This is a genomic window from Lentzea pudingi (assembly GCF_014646255.1).
In the GTDB taxonomy this organism is placed as follows: domain Bacteria; phylum Actinomycetota; class Actinomycetes; order Mycobacteriales; family Pseudonocardiaceae; genus Lentzea; species Lentzea pudingi.
Map to the genome: position 1 here is coordinate 624,640 of NZ_BMNC01000001.1, position 14,692 is coordinate 639,331.

Annotated in this window: 7 protein-coding genes (1 of these 7 cut by a window edge); all 7 read right to left on the minus strand. The window is 70.6% G+C overall.

Annotation, left to right across the window (positions count from 1 at the left end):
* Positions 1-8,044, minus strand: partial view of a hypothetical protein gene (locus IEY88_RS02815; protein WP_189152942.1) — the 5' portion only. It extends 21,122 nt beyond the left edge of the window; the window shows 8,044 of its 29,166 coding nt (coding positions 1-8,044); it begins with the start codon at positions 8,042-8,044; the stop codon falls past the left edge of the window.
* A gap of 67 nt (positions 8,045-8,111) precedes the next feature.
* Positions 8,112-9,947, minus strand: a complete 1,836-nt coding sequence (locus IEY88_RS02820; RefSeq protein ID WP_189152943.1) for a hypothetical protein — start codon at positions 9,945-9,947, stop codon at positions 8,112-8,114.
* Positions 9,948-9,956: 9 nt separating this feature from the next.
* Complete coding sequence (locus tag IEY88_RS02825) at positions 9,957-10,463, minus strand: YbaB/EbfC family nucleoid-associated protein (protein WP_189152944.1); 507 nt, start codon at positions 10,461-10,463, stop codon at positions 9,957-9,959.
* A gap of 53 nt (positions 10,464-10,516) precedes the next feature.
* Complete coding sequence (locus IEY88_RS02830) at positions 10,517-11,272, minus strand: ESX secretion-associated protein EspG (protein WP_189152945.1); 756 nt, start codon at positions 11,270-11,272, stop codon at positions 10,517-10,519.
* Positions 11,269-12,945 (minus strand): PPE domain-containing protein, encoded by a 1,677-nt coding sequence (locus IEY88_RS45000; protein ID WP_189152946.1) that lies wholly within the window; start codon positions 12,943-12,945, stop codon positions 11,269-11,271. Before IEY88_RS45000 ends, IEY88_RS02830 begins: the two co-directional genes overlap by 4 nt.
* A 43-nt stretch (positions 12,946-12,988) precedes the next feature.
* Entirely contained in the window at positions 12,989-13,369 is a 381-nt protein-coding gene (locus tag IEY88_RS02840) for a hypothetical protein (protein WP_189152947.1), read from the minus strand.
* Between the two features lie 422 nt (positions 13,370-13,791).
* Positions 13,792-14,553 (minus strand): ESX secretion-associated protein EspG, encoded by a 762-nt coding sequence (locus IEY88_RS02845; RefSeq protein ID WP_189152948.1) that lies wholly within the window; start codon positions 14,551-14,553, stop codon positions 13,792-13,794.
* Positions 14,554-14,692 lie beyond the last annotated feature (139 nt).

Consider the following 14,692-nt stretch of genomic DNA (forward strand, 5'->3'; position numbering starts at 1 on the left):
CGACCTCGGCACCCGCGAACTCGTTGATCGACTCGCTGAGCCCGCCGAACTCGTTGCCCTTCGGGCCGAACTTCACGTCGGGGTCGACGACCGCGACGGTGCCGTCCATGAACAGGTTGGGCTCCGGCGAGTACGGCAGCATCGGAGCGGAGTCCTTCTGCCGCTCGCGCGCGTCCATGTCGTCGCTGATCGCCTTCTGGAACTTCTCGACGAAGTCAGGGCTGTTGAGGAAGTCCTCGGTGGCCTTGATCGGCTTGAGCTGTGCGGCCTTCTCCTCGTTGGTGAGGAACTCGTTGTCCTCGATCGCCTTGCGGTCCTTGTCGATGCGCTTCTGGGTGTCCGCCTTGAGCTGCGCGGGGTCACCGACGCGGTAGCCGCCCGAGTAGAGCAGCGGGCGGGTCGAGCCCTGCGGCGAGTTCATCGACTCGGCGACGTGGTTGAAGATGTCCTTCGGCGGTGCGCCCTCCGGCGTCTTCACCAGGCGCGAGCCGTTGTCGAAGTCCTGGAACGAGATGTACGGGTGCGCGCCGTTGCCGTTCATCGCGCCGACCGCGAACTCGTTGGCAGTGCTGTGCATCGTCTCGTTGCGCATGGTGCCGAACGGGAAGTCCCCGTCGAACGTCGTCAACGGCACCAGGGCGATCGGCTCGGTGCGGCCCGCGTCCGTGAACTTGTCGTTCGCGGTGTTGATGCTGTTCGTGATGTCGGCGTCCGTGCCGGTGGGACCGTTGACGCCGATGACGAACACGATGTCCTTGGCGAGCGGGCCGGCGTCCTTGGTGATGGCCTCGATGACCGTGTTGACGTTGGTGTTCGGGTCGTTCAGCTGCGCGTGGCTGACGATCATGTTGACCACGAAGGCGGGACGCTTGCCGTCCTCGACGCTCTCCTTGAGCTTGGCGAGGTAGTTGTCCTTGGTGGGGACGTCGAAGCCGCCGTTCGCGAGGTCCCGGAACGCCTGGTTGTAGACGATGTTCTGGTTCGCCATGGCGGTGACCGCGTTGTCGACGGCGGCCTGGGTGTCCACGTCGGACGTCGGCTGGTCGACGTCCATCGCGGTGTCCGCGTGGCTGTCCACGTTGGACGGACCGGCGTCGTTGGGGCCCGCGACGTTGTTCGGGTCGAACTCCGGCCCGTCGTGCTTCGTCCGCTTCGCACCGGGTTCGGCGTCGGCGTTGTTGTTGCTGTTGTTGTTATCAGCGTTGAGGTCGATGCCGCCGACATCGCCGAGGTCGCTGTCCTCCGAGTGGGCGCGCTTCACCGGACGGGTGTCGACGTCGGCGTTCGCGTCGATGTCCGGGTTCGGCGAGGACTTGACGTCGGCGCCGGGCGCCGGAGTGCCGGGTTTCGGCGTCCAGTCGGCGGGCGGCGGCACGGTCGCCGGACCCGCCGGGTTGATCGTGGTGTCGGGCACCGCGACCTGGCTGTTGGCGGTGTTCTCGATCAGCCACAGGTGCCGCGGGCGGATGCCGGGGTCGGGCAGGTGGACGTCGGCGCCCATGAGGCCGCCGTCGTCCTGGTGCACGCCCGAGTTCGTGTCGTGCTGCTGGAAGACGCGGCTCGAGTCCTTGTACTCGTCCGGGATTCCCAGGTAGTGCAGGGTTTCGTGCGCGAGGACCTCGGGGCTCGTGTCCGTGCCCCAGTGGGTCTGGTCCGGGTTCGTGGTCTTGTCGTCGACCTTGATGCTGGTGTGGGCGTCGGCCTTGTTGTCGGTGAACTCGAGGTTCAGGTGGAACTGGTCACCGCTGGGCAGCCGGTGCCCCTGGTTGAGGAGGTTGTCGACGCCGTTGGTGGCGTTCTCCTTGACCTGCGCGATCTGCTCGGGCGTCATGTTCGCGGCAGGGTCGATGTGCACCTTGACGGTGTACTCCTGCACGAAGTTGCCGGGGGTCGTCTCGATGCGGCGCAGGTCGTAGTTGATGAGTCCTTGGTAGGACTTGATGTTCGACGGCGTGCTGTCGGTGCGGACGTCGTGGACCGTCTGGTTGACGGTGCGGACGTCGGTGTCGTTGCGGCGGTCTGCCCAGGTGCTGCGGTCGGCCGGGTTGCTCGGGTTGGACCAGTCGGCGGTCTTCGCCGGGTCGTGACGCCACGAGCCGTCGGTGAGGACGTCCTTGCCCTTGTGCGACTCCGGGGTCGGCGGGGTCATCGCCGGTGGCGCGCCGACCTTCGGCACGTCCTTGCGGGTGCCGTCGGGATTCAGGTTCGACCGCGGTGCGGGCGGTGCCGGGGGAGCGGGAGGTGCCGGCGGGGCCGCGGGCGGCGGGGTGGCCGGTGCGTCCCTGGTCGGCGCCGGGCCGCTGCCGGTGGTCTGCTGGGTGTTCTGAGACGGCGCGTCGGTGTCCGCGGACTTGTTCGTGTCGGTGTTCGGCCTGACGTCGGTGCCGGGGTTGACGTCGGTGTTGCCGGGCGCCGGGGGTGCGCCGCGGGTGCCGTCCGTGGTGGTGTCGGTGTCGGGGTTGGACCGGGCGTCGAAGAAGGCGTCGGTGTCGGTATCGGAGTCGGAGTCGACGTCGCTGTTGGTGCCGGGGTTGGACTGGGCGTCCACGAAGGCGTCAACGTCGCTGTCGCTGTCGGTCGCGTTGCCGGGTGCGGCCGTGTCGGTGTCGGTGCCGAAGAGGCCGCCGCTGATGTCGGGTCCGTCGGACTCGGCGTCGCTGTCGGTGTCGGTGCCGAAGAGGCCGCCGCTGATGTCGGGTCCGTCGGACTCGGCATCGCTGTCGGTGTCGGTGCCGAAGAGGCCGCCGCTGATGTCGGGTCCGTCGGACTCGGCATCGCTGTCGGCGTTGGTCTCGGTGTTGGTGCTGGTGTTGGTGTTGGTCTCGGGGTTCGTGACGGCGGGCGGAGCCGTCGAGGCAGGGGCCGGCCCGGCCGGTGACGTGGAGTCCACCGTCGTCGACTGGCTCGGCACCTCGGTGGACGGCGCCGGCTGTGCCGGGGGAGCCGGCTGCGGCGGGTCCAGCCGCAGGGTCAGAGCCTGGAGAACCTGGTTGTTCTGCGGTGCGCGAGCGTCCTCGAACACCTGGGAGAAGTACTGGCTTTCGGGACTGTCCTTCTGCGAGAGGTTCTTCAGCAGGTCAGCGATCTGGGCAACGTCGTTTCGACCCGAGTCCGGAACCTCGGGATCGACCGGATCGCCCGGCGTGTTGCTCGGGGCGTTGTCGAACAGCTTGTTCTGGAGGTCCGGTTTCTGCGACTCGAGCAGACCGATGATCTGGTCCAGCTGATCCTTGGTGAGATCGACCGTGTTGGAGTCGTCGAGGAACTTCGGCGACAGCGGCTTGCCGTCGATGACGCTGCTGATCTCCTTGACCGTGGCGTCGGGAAGTCCGGAAAGGATGTTCGTGACCTCCGCGCCCTTGCCCGGGATCGCGGGCGCGAGCATGGTGGCGACCTGGGACACGGTGCTGGCTGCCTCGTCGGGGTCGCGGTTCGGCGACTCCACGAAGTCCCGGAGCGCCGAGAAGGTCTCGGTGGCGGCGGTCAGGTTGATCGCCTGCTTCACATCCGGGTTGTTCTTGGCAGCTTCGATCCACGCGGTGTCCGCCCGCAGACCGTCGCTCACGTTGTTCAGGTTCGTCGTGGCGACGTCGCCGCCGGGGACGTCCGGATAAGGGGTCTTGTTGGTGAGAACGGAGATGTTCGGCCGTTCGACGAGGTGCGCGAGGTTCGTGGAGTTCGCGCCCTCGTTGATCGCGGGCAGGGTGCCGAGCTGGAAGACCTGCTGGAACACCGCCTGGGGCATGGACCCGGTGTTCACCACCAGGACGTCGCCCTGCTTCAGGTCGTTGATCTGCTGGTCCAGGTCGGGTGAGGTGATGTCCGCGCGCTTCAGCCAGTCGGCCTTGAGCTCCGGTACGAACCAGACCGGCGACGGAGTGATCTCCATCATGATCGCGGGCTTCTGGTCCAGGGAGTGCAGAGCCATCGCGAGGTGGTTGGACACGCCGGGACGGTTCACGAGGTCGACGGCCCCGAGGCCGTAGACCGGCATCATGTCGGCCTTGTCGTTGATCACCGCGTCGGCGACCTTCTTGATGCCGTCCGCCTTCGCGGGGTTGGCGGGCATCTCCTGGTCGATGAGGTCGGCCAGTGCCTGCGGATCGGTGATCTTCGGAACGTCGTAGACGTACCTGGCGTCAGGACTGATGTGCGCGTCCAGATCGATGATCTGGACGTCGCTGCCGGGGGAGTCGCGCTTGATGAGGAGCCGCTTGCTGCCATCCCAGGCGTAAGGCTTGAGGACGAGAGCTTCGTTCACGTTGTTCTTGTCGAGGTAGTTGGTGGCGGTGTCCGTGTCGTGCGCGTTGAGCGAGTCGTCGCCTGCCGACAGCAGCAACGTGTTGCTCTCGTCGGGGTGGTTCGGCGTGCTGCTGACCTCGACCGGCTGCAGGTCCGGCGTGATCAGGAGTTCCATCTTCTTCGCGGACTCCGGATCAGTGACAAAGGTGATCTTGTCCTGGTAGCCGCCGTCGCGCAGAGCCTTCACCAGCGTTGTCGCGGCGGCCTGGTGGCCGAGCCCCGCCGCGTTGTCCACCGCGACGACGACATTGTCGACGTCCGCCAGCAGGTCGTTCACCGTCGGAGCGGCATCGGAGGTCGTGGCCTCCTGCTGGGCATCGGTGGACGAGTTGGAGTCGGAAGCACGTCCCGCGTCCGTGTTGGGACCGGGGTTCGGTCCGGCGGCCACGGGCGGCAGCACGACCAGGTCGGGCGTGGGGTTGGCCGTCGTGTTCGGGTTCGGCGCCGCGCCGGTGGGCGGCGGGGGCGACGGCCGCGTCTGGACGGGCGGCGCGTCGGTGTTGGGGCGGTTGACCGGCGCGTCGACCTGCGGCGCCGGACGCGTCTGCACTGGCGGTGCGTCGGCACGCGGCGGTGCGTCGGCACGCGGCGGCTGCGCGGATGGCGTGGTGTCCGGACGCGGCGGCGGCGTGTTCGTCGGCGGGACGTTCGCCTCAGGCCGCGGAGACGGCGCGTTGGCGGGCGGCGTCGCGGTGTTCGGCGATGGGGTGCTGGCGGGTGGGGTGTTGGCGGGTGGGGTGTTGACCGGCGGCGCGCTCGGGGTGTTGACCGGTGGGGTGTTGACCGGCGGCGCGCTCGGGGTGTTGACCGGTGGGGTGTTGACCGGCGGCGCGCTCGGGGTGTTGACCGGTGGGGTGTTGACCGGCGGCACGTTGGCGGGCGGCGCGGGACGCGTCTGCACGGGCGGCGCGTCGGCACGCGGCGGCTGCGCGGACGGCGTCGTCGTCTCCGGACGGGGGGACGGCGTGTTCGCCGGCGGAGTGTTCGCCGGGGGCGCGTTCGTCGCCGGGTTCGGCGAAGGAGCGTTGGTCGAGGGTGTGTTGGTCGCCGGGTTCGGCGAAGGAGCGTTGGCCGGCGGGGTGTTGACGTTCGGCGTGGGCGAGGGCGTGTTGACCGGCGGCACGTTGGCGGGCGGCGCGGGACGCGTCTGCGCGGGCGGTGCGTCGGCACGCGGCGGCTGCGCAGACGGCGTCGTGTCCTGGCGCGGCGATGGCGCGTTCGTGTTCGGCGCGGGCGACGGGGTGTTCGTGTTCGGCGCGGGCGACGACACCGGCGGCGCGGCCGGAGCCGGCCGCGACTGAGCCGGCGGGGTCTGCGCAGGCGAGGTCTGCGCCGGCGAGGTCTGGGACGGCGGCACGTTCGACGAGGGAGGCGGCGTCGACGCCGGTGGCGTGGCCGGCCGGTTCTGAACAGGCGGCGCGGCGTTGGTGTTCGGCGCGGGTGCCGGGGAAGAGACCGGTGGCGTGCCAGGGCGGTTCTGGGTGGGCGGTGCGGTGTTCGGCGAGGTCGCCGGAGGTGCGGTCGCCGCGGGCGGGGACAGCGGCGTCGGCTTCGGGGCCGGGGGTGGCGTCGAGGGCGACGACTGCGGTGGCGCCTTGGTGATGGTGCTGTCGGGTGTGGGGGGCTTGGGCGCGTCGAACACGCCCTTCGCGCCGCCGCCGGCGGGGGTGAACTTGCTGCCGCCGCGCTCGGTGCCACCGGCGGTGGGGCTCGCGCCGCCGGCGGGTGCCATGGGCGGGGCCATGCCGGCCGCCGCCGAGGACGGAGGCGTCACGCTGGGCGCCCCGCCGGCCCGCGGGCCTGCGCTCTGGGGCGGGGTGGCGACGGCGCTCTGCGAACCGGGGGCCGCCGGGCCGCCGGGGTTGCCGGGGCCGTTGTAACCGGGCGCGGTCGGGGTGAAGGGCGCGGGGCCCTTGGCGCCGCCGCCGGGCGACGAGGAGCCGGGGGTCGCGCCACCGGCGGGCGGGGTCGCGCCACCGGCCGGCGGAGTGCTGCCGGGGGACGGAGTGCTGCCAGGGGACGGGGTGCCGGGGGACGGAGTGCCGCCGACGCCCGGCTTCGGGGCCGGGGGCGGGGTGGAGGGCGAGGACTGCGGTGGCGCCTTGGTGATGGTGCTGTCGGGTGTGGGGGGCTTGGGCGCGTCGAACACGCCCTTCGCGCCGCCGCCGGCGGGGGTGAACTTGCTGCCGCCGCGTTCGCCGCCGGCCGCGCCGGGGTTCGCGCCGCCCATCGGCGGGGCCATGCCGGGAGGTGCCGCGGGAGGCATCGCTCCGCCGCGCGAAGGCGACGTCACGGCGTTCTGCGGGCCGGGAGCGGTCGTGGCGGGCTTGGTGCCGGCCGTGTTGCCGGGGGTGTTGGTGCCGGGGCCGTTGTAACCGGGGGCCGTCGGCGTGAAGGCCGCGGGGCTCTTGCCACCGCCGCCGGGAGGCGTCGCGCCACCCTTGCCGCCGCCACCGGGAGGCGTCGCGCCACCGGGCGTGGTCGGGGTTGCGCCGCCCTTGCCGCCGGGGCCGTTGTAACCGGGAGCCGTCGGCGTGAAGGCCGCCGGGCCCTTGGCGCCGCCGGTCGCGCCGCCCTTGCCGCCGCCGGTGTTCGCACCGCCGGGGCCGGTGTAGCCGGGAGCGGTCGGGGTGAAGGCCGCAGGGGCCTTGGGGCCGCCGGTCGCGCCGCCCTTGCCACCGCTGGTGTTGGTGCCGCCGGGGCCGGTGTAGCCAGGGGCGGTCGGGGTGAAGGCCGCGGGGGCCTTGGGGCCGCCGGTCGGGGCGCCGGGGCCGCCCTTGACGTTCGGGGCCGCGCCGGCGGCAGGGCCGCCGGGGGTCTTGACGCCGGACGTCGCGCCGCCCTTGCCGCCCGTGCCACCAGGTCCGGTGTAGCCGGGAGCAGTCGGGGTGAAGGCCGCAGGAGCCTTGGGGCCACCCGCCGGAGCGCCGGGGCCGCCCTTGACGTTCGGGGTCGCGCCGGCAGCGGGTCCACCGGCGGTCTGGACGCCGGACGTCGCGTTGCTGCCGCCGCCCTTGATGTTCGGCGCGGCACCGGCGGACGGGCCGCCGGGGGTGTTGGCGCCGGAGGTGACGTTGCTGCCGCCGCCCTTGATGTTCGGCGCGGCACCGGCGGACGGACCGCCAGGCGTCTTGGCGCCGGGGGTGACGTTGCTGCCGCCGCCCTTGATGTTCGGCGCCGGGCCGGCCGTCGGGCTGTTGGGCGTGTTGACGCCCGAGGTGACGTTGCTGCCGCCACCCTTGATGGTCGGTGCCGGGCCGGTGTTCGGGCTGTTCGGCGCGGAGTTGCCCGACGTGCCTCGCCCGCCGCCGCGCACGTCCTTCACGCCGGTGGTGGGGTCGATCGACTTGATGTTGTTCTGGTTGGTCTGGTCGACCTGCTGCGACGTCTGGACCGTCGCCTTCAGGTTCGACTGGACGTCCGTGAACGCCTTGGCGCCGCGGTCGGCCTGGGAGACCGCGTTGTCGTTGGACGCGTTGAGCGCCGGTACCGCGAACAGGCCGATCGGGCCGAGCGCGTTGCCGCTGAAGTTCAGGCCCCGCAGGCCGGACGAGATGCCGGTCAGCCGGGACCCCAGGTCACCCGCCTTGTTCTGCAACCCCTGCATCGAGGAGTCGTTCATGGAGTAACCGCTGTTGCCGGTGGGGCCACCACCGCCCGTTCCGCTCGTGGGCGGCGCCGAGGGGGGAGGGTTCGCTCCCGGGTTCGACGACGGGTTCGGGTTGACGTTCCCCTTGGCCATGAGCGGCGATTCTCCAGAACTGCGTCAGAACGAGGCGGGATCGAGGGATCCCGGCTGTTGGCTGGACTTACTCTGTGGGCCGGGCGGACCGCTCGTGCGCGGTGGTCGGCTGCAGAGGCTGAGCTGCGGCACCGCCCGCGGCCTCGTAACCCATGACCGGTTGCACGGGCTCGCTCGCCATGAGCGGGTTGACGCTCTCGTAGTAGGCGGGCTCGGCGTCGACACGCGGCTGCGACGGCTCGAAGGCGTCGTACGCGTGCGACATCTGCGTGCGCGCGAGCGGCTCGTAGCCCGACGAAGCCTGCAACGGCTCCGACGGGGTCTCCGGGCTGATGTACATCTCACGCGCCTGCATCGGCTGCACGCTCTCGTGGACCGCACCGCCCGAGGTCATGCTGACGCCCGACGTCATCGTCGAGTCCGACGCGTCGGCATAGGAGAACGCCGTCGGTGCCTGGACGGCCTCCGCGCGCTGCATCGGCTGCAACGGCTCCATCGCCTCCGCGCGGGAGAAGGCGACCGGTGCCTGGAGCGCTTCCGCCCGCTGGAACGCCATCGGTGCCTGGACGGCCTCCGCCCGCTGGAACGGCTGCAGGGGCTCGGCGGCCGTCATGGCCGTGCGCTGCATCGGCTGCACGGCCTCGGTCGCGTGCATCGCCGTCCGCTCGAACGCCTGGACGGGCTGCAACGGCTCTGCGGCGTGCATCGCGGTGCGGGCCTGCATCGTCGGCTGCAAGGGCTCTGCGGCGTGCATCGCCGTCCGGGCCTGCATCGTCGGCTGCAGCGGCTCGGACGCGAGACGAGCCTGCGTCGGCTCGGTGGCGTCCATCCGCTTGAGGGCCTGCATCGGCTCGGCCGTCGCCGTCGCGCTCAGCGGAGCGTTCGCCAGCGTCGCCTGGGCGGTCCCGTCCGCCTGGACCATGCCGACGCGGGCGTTCGCGAGCGTCGCGCTCGCGGTGCCGGTCGTGTCCGCGGCGGTCTTGCCGTCGGTGGCGCCGGGAGGCGTGTTGCCACCGCCCCTGTTCGCCATCGCCTCGTCGATCTTCTCGTTGACGCCGTCCTGGGCCTTGTAGCCCTCGTAGGTGATCTCGGCGACGTCGGCGGAGTTCTCGAACCGCTCCCAGCCCTTGCTGACCTTCTTCATGATCTCGTCGAGGTCGCCGATGCGCTTCATCTGACGACCGAGGGCCGCGACGACGCGCGCCACGCGGGACGCGATGTTCACGCCCAGCGCGACGGCCTTGCCGACCGCGAAGCCACCGAAGACCGCGATCGAGGTGCCGAACGTCGGGATCATCATGGCGGCGGCGATGAGCGCGCCGGCGATCAGCGAGCCGATCAGCTGGGCGATCAGGTCGCGGACGATGTCACGGAGAACCGTGACCAGCATGCCCATGATCGCGACGATCTTCGCCTTGGACTCGACGGCGTTGGCGAGGTCGTCGAGCTCGTGGCTCATGTTGTCCATCGACGCCTGGAAGCGCTCGGACGACGCGCCCGTCCAGCCGTCGAACTTCGCGAGGCCGCTCTTGTGGTCCTCCGCCAGCACCCGCAGCTCGGCCGCGCGCGCCTTGTTGGCCTCGACGTTGGCCTGGATCTCCTCCGGGTTGCCCATCAGCTGGTTCAGGGCGTCGCGCAGGAACGACACGTGCTCGATCAGCCAGCCGACACCGGCACCGATGATGCTGCCGAGCGGGTCGATCGCGAACATCACCGTGGCCGAGGCGGCACCGATGGCGTTGAACGTGATGTCCAGCGCCTTCTCGGTCTCGGACTCGGCGTCCTTGCTGATGCCGTCGATCAAGCTGCCGTAGGCCTCGATGAACAGCGAGCCCTTGAGCTTGTTCTCCTCGGTGATGTGCATCCCGGGAGGTGACGGGAGTGGAGTTTCAGGCGCGGTCATCGCTGTTCCTTACCAGGGCTGGTTGTCGTCGTCATCGTCGTCGGCCGCACGGCTCTTGCCCCGCACGGGCGCGGGCTGCGGTGCCGCGGCGGGCCGGCTGACGGGCGGAGCCGGAGCAGGTTCCGGCTCGTCGTCGATCTCGTCGTACGCGTCGGCGTCCTCTTCGACCTCGTCGTCCGGGATCGAGTCCGACACCATCTGGTAGGCCTCGGTGCCCTCGCCGAGCGGCTTGAAGAGTTCGAGGACCTGCTGTGCCGCCTGCTTCTGGGCCGCACGCGCGGTCTCCAGGATCATCGCGGTGAGCCGGGGGCCGCCCAGCTCGACCGCGCGGTGCCCCAGCTGCAGGTTCTGCAGGCCGCCGTTGGGGCCCACCGTCACCGTCACCGAGCCGTCCTTCGACGTCGCGGTGGCGGAGGCCGCCGAGAGGTTCTCCGTGAGGTTCTCCGACTTCTGCTTCAGGTCGGCCAGCTTGGCCTCGTACTCTTCGACCCACTGATAAGGGTTCGCGGATGTCACACGGTCCTCCGGCGGCGGCGGTTCAACTTGCGGTCGAGCTGTGACGCGTCAGCTCACGCGAGCACAGCGTTGATTCGGGTGGCGATGCGGTCGTTGTCGGTCGGCGAGAGGCTGAGCCAGCCGTCCGAGTTGACCATCAGGTAACGGCCCTGGTGGGTGTCGAACCAGTTGATGACGACACCCGACCGCTGCCGGTCCTGGGTGACGCCGAACTGGCCGCCCGCCACGCGGTTGGACGCGAGCTCGTCGAACTGCTTCGCGTCCTGGGCGGACAGGCCGGCCTGCTGCAGCGCGTCCTTCTCGTCCACCCCGCCCTCGCCGAACGGGTCGTCGGCGTCGGTGGCCTCTTCGGCCTCCTTGATCGCGACGGCGTCCTGCAGGGACTGGACCCGCACGTTCACCGCCGTGCCCGGACCGGGCACGGCGTCGGGCAGCACCTTGACGATCTCGCGGGCGATGCCGGTCTCCCGGATCTCCACCAGTCCGACCCGGTCGCCGTCGATGATCGCGAGCGCGGCGCGCTCACCGTTGGAGACGGCGAGCGCGCGCACGGTGCGGTCGAGACCCGCGACGGCGTCCACGGACACCTTGTGATCGTCGAGCAGCCGCAGGAAGTCCTCGAGACGGTCGTTGTCGACGAGCCCGCGCGAGCGCAGGTCGTCCATCGTCTCGGTGACCAGCACGCGGCGTTCCTGCTCGGTCGCGCCCTCGCTCGGCACGTCCAGCGGGTACGGCACGCTGCCGAGCCGCAGGTCGTTCCACAGCACGTCGAACTCGCGCGGCGAGAGCAGGAACTCGGGCGTGATCACTGCGACTCGGTCCCCTTCTGCTTCTTGACCTTGGCGGCGCCGATCACAGACGGCGGCAGGTTCTCACCGGGGACCTCGAACAGGTCGCCGCCCATGATGTAGCTGGCGGAACGGTGTTCCTTGTCCTCCTCGCCCCTGCCACCGGCACCGGGAGCGCCACCCATCGGGGCACCCGCACCCATGCCGGCACCGGCCGCCGCGGCGCCACCGGGCCCCATGGCCATCGGCATGCCGCCACGGGCTCCCTGGACACCGGCCGCGCCACCGGACTGCATAGCGCCACCACCGGCACCCGCGGTGCCGCCGGCGCCACCGCCGAACGCGCCACCGCCGCCGCCACCCGCACCCATCTGCGGGGTGTACGGCATCGGGCCGCCCTTCATGCCCGCGCCGCCACCGGCGCCGCCGCCTCCACCACCGGCACCGCCACCGCCACCACCGGCACCGCCGCCCGCGCCACCGGGACCGTTGTAACCGGGCGCCGTCGGCGAGTAGGGAGCGGGACCGCCCTTGACGTTCTGGGGGGTGTAGTTCGGGTTTGCGACGTCGCGGCCGACGACCGGGACCTTCGGGGTGTTCTGGTTCTGGCCGGTGCCGGTGTTGCCGCCGCCCATCTGCGGCGTGTAACCGGAACCCATCTGCGGGGTGTAGCTGCTACCGCCACCACCACCGCCGCCGGTGTACGAGCCACCGGTGCCGGCCGACTGGTTGTAGCCCGGCGCGGTCGGCGTGTAGGCCGCGGCCGTGTTCGTGGTGGTGTTGCCGGTGTAGCCACCCGTCTGCGGGGTGTAGCTGCTGCCGGCGCCACCACCGGCGCCACCGCCCGCACCGCCACCGGGGCCCGCCGGGGCGTTGTAGCCGGGCGCGCTCGGGTTGTAGGCCGCCGCGGCGGGCTGGTTCACGCCACTGCCGCCGCCCGCGCCACCACCGGCTCCGGCGCCCGCGCCCGAACCCGCCTGCTGGCCGGTCGGAGGGGCTGCCACGGCACCGGCGCTCGCCGCCTGGGTGGACATGAGGGCGTCCGCGCCGCCGGTGAACGCGACCGCGCCGGAGGTCGGCACCGCCATCACCGGCTCCTCGACCTTGCCGGTGTTCGGGTTGAACGGCGGCTTGAAGGCGGGCGTCGACGAGTCGATCTGCCGGGAGTTGTTCTCCATGTTGGTCATCACGCCGACGGCCTGGTCGTGCGCGGCGCGCGACGCGGCGTTGGCGATCGCGATGTCGGCGGAGGCCAGCACGAAGGCGGGAGTGCCGGGCTGGGACAGCGCGGCCGCGGCCTTGTTCCAGTCGAACTGGACGGGCTGCGGCATCTGCGCCCTGGCGGTCTCCATGACACGGCCCTGGTCGGCGACCTTGTTGCCGACCTCGACGGCCGTCTTCGCGGTCTCGTCGACCCAGGTCCCGAGCTTCTTCATCGCGGCGCGGGCGGCATCTGCGGCGCCACCCGTCCACTTCGTCTCCGAGGAGGTGATGACCGAGTTGATCACTCGGGATGCCTCGGTCAGCTCGTTGCCGTACTTGCCCCACTCGGAGCTGATCTGGCCGGCCTGACCGGGGTCGTTGTTGTTGTGCACCGCGGCATAGAGCTCTTGGTGCGATCGGGACGCCCAGTTCTGCGGGTCCGTGAGGACCGGGACGTTCTCGACTTCGCTCGGGTCGGTCTCGGGGGGCATGACCGGCTCGCCTCTCACGTCGTTGGATCAGCTGGCCACGAGATCAGCTGTTACCCATGTGCTTCTTCAGTTCGGCCTGCTGTTCCTCGTCGAGCTTCTGGAAGTTCTCGATGGCTTCGACGATCGAGTTCTTCGTCTGCTCCAGGACCGTGCGGTACGCGGTCATGACGCTGACGAACGAGTACTGCTCACCCTCGGCGCGGTGCGTGAACTTGTCGCGCATCTTGTCGCCGACGGGGTTCGCTCCGAGCGGCGCCGGCCGGGCGATGCTCGAGGTGGCGCGTTGGATCCAGGAGTCGACCTGGTCGATCTGGGCCTGGAACTGCTTTCGGAGTTCCTCGCCCGCGGTCGGGTCGATCTGCACCTGACCCGAGCTGACGGTGTCCCCGAGCGGGACAGCGTCTTTGTCACCGACGATGTACATGCGGGCAGTATCGGGGTTTCTTTGGTACATCGCTCCCTTTGCGCCGCGCGAGTTACCAATTGAGATCCGGGTTCACAATCCGTTGCCACGGACCGAAACGGGCCACGACCAGGTGAACGTCGTGTAACAGCGTGATCGTTTGCCCTGGTTGTGGGAGCGCTCTCGGGGTGCTGCCCGTTCGGGCTCCCGATCTCTGTTCACATCCCTGGAACAGCCCTGGACAAGGGCTCGTGTGACCCAAATCACAGTGGGAATTATCCGGGATTTAGGGCTCTCTTGAGGTACGTCACCGGCTGGTTCGACGTTCACCGGATCGGCTGAATCGTGTGACGTCTTACGAGAACGCGGGCGCACTCCGGAGAGTACGCCCGCGATGCCCGATTTGGATCATTCTTGTGCGCTGCGCCGCACCGCGTTCACCGTCAGGCCAGCACCGCGTCGATCCGCGTCGCGATCCGGTCGTTGTCGGTGGGCGACAGGCTGAGCCAGCCGTCCGAGCGCACCATCAGGTAGCGGCCCTGGTGGGTGTCGAACCAGTTGATCACCACGTCCGCGCGGTGCCGTCCGTGCGTGACGCCGAACTGGCCACCCGCGACCCGGCTCTGCGCCAGCTCGTCCATCTGCCGTGCGTCCTGCGCGGACAGCCCGGCCTTGAGCAACGCCTCGCGGTCGTCGAGCTCCTCGTCGGCCGCGCCCCACGGGTCCTCGGAGTCCTCCTCCTGCTCGGCCTCCTGCAGCGCGACTGCCTGCTGCAACGTCTCGAGCCGCACGGACAGCGCGCTGCCCGGCCCCGCCACCCTCTCGGGCAGCACCCGGACGATCTCGCGCGCGAGGGCGGTGGGCCTGATCTCGGAGAGTCCGACGTTGTCGCCGTCGATCACGGCGAGAACGCCCTCGCCCCCGCTGGCCGCGGCCAGGGCCCGCACGGTGCGGTCGAGGCCGGCGACGGCGTCCACGGACACCTCGTGGTCGCCGAGCAGGCGCAGGAGGTCCTCCAGCCGCGTGTCGCCGGCCAGGCCGCGTCCGCGCAGTCCGGCGATCGTCCTGTCCTGCAAGGCTTTGACGTCCTGCTCGGTCGCTCCTTCGCTGGGCACGTCGAGCGGGTACGGCATTCTGCCGAGCCGCAGCGTCTGCCACAGCACCTCGAACTCGCGGGTCGACAGCAAGTACTCGGGCGTGATCACGAGTGCTCGGAACCTTTCTGCTCTGCCTGCTATGCGCGCAGTATCAGGCAGGAATGGGGTGGCCGTTCCCCAATGCGCGAATACGCGACCGATTGAGACGAATGTTCACAAACGGTCGCGACTGGGGGAAACGGGCCAC

Excerpts from the sequence above, each read along its gene's own strand:
- IEY88_RS45000 (WP_189152946.1), bottom strand. The coding sequence starts at position 12,945 with ATGCCCCCCGAGACCGACCCGAGCGAAGTCGAGAACGTCCCGGTCCTC.
- IEY88_RS02820 (WP_189152943.1), bottom strand. The coding sequence starts at position 9,947 with ATGACCGCGCCTGAAACTCCACTCCCGTCACCTCCCGGGATGCACATC.
- IEY88_RS02840 (WP_189152947.1), bottom strand. The coding sequence starts at position 13,369 with ATGTACATCGTCGGTGACAAAGACGCTGTCCCGCTCGGGGACACCGTC.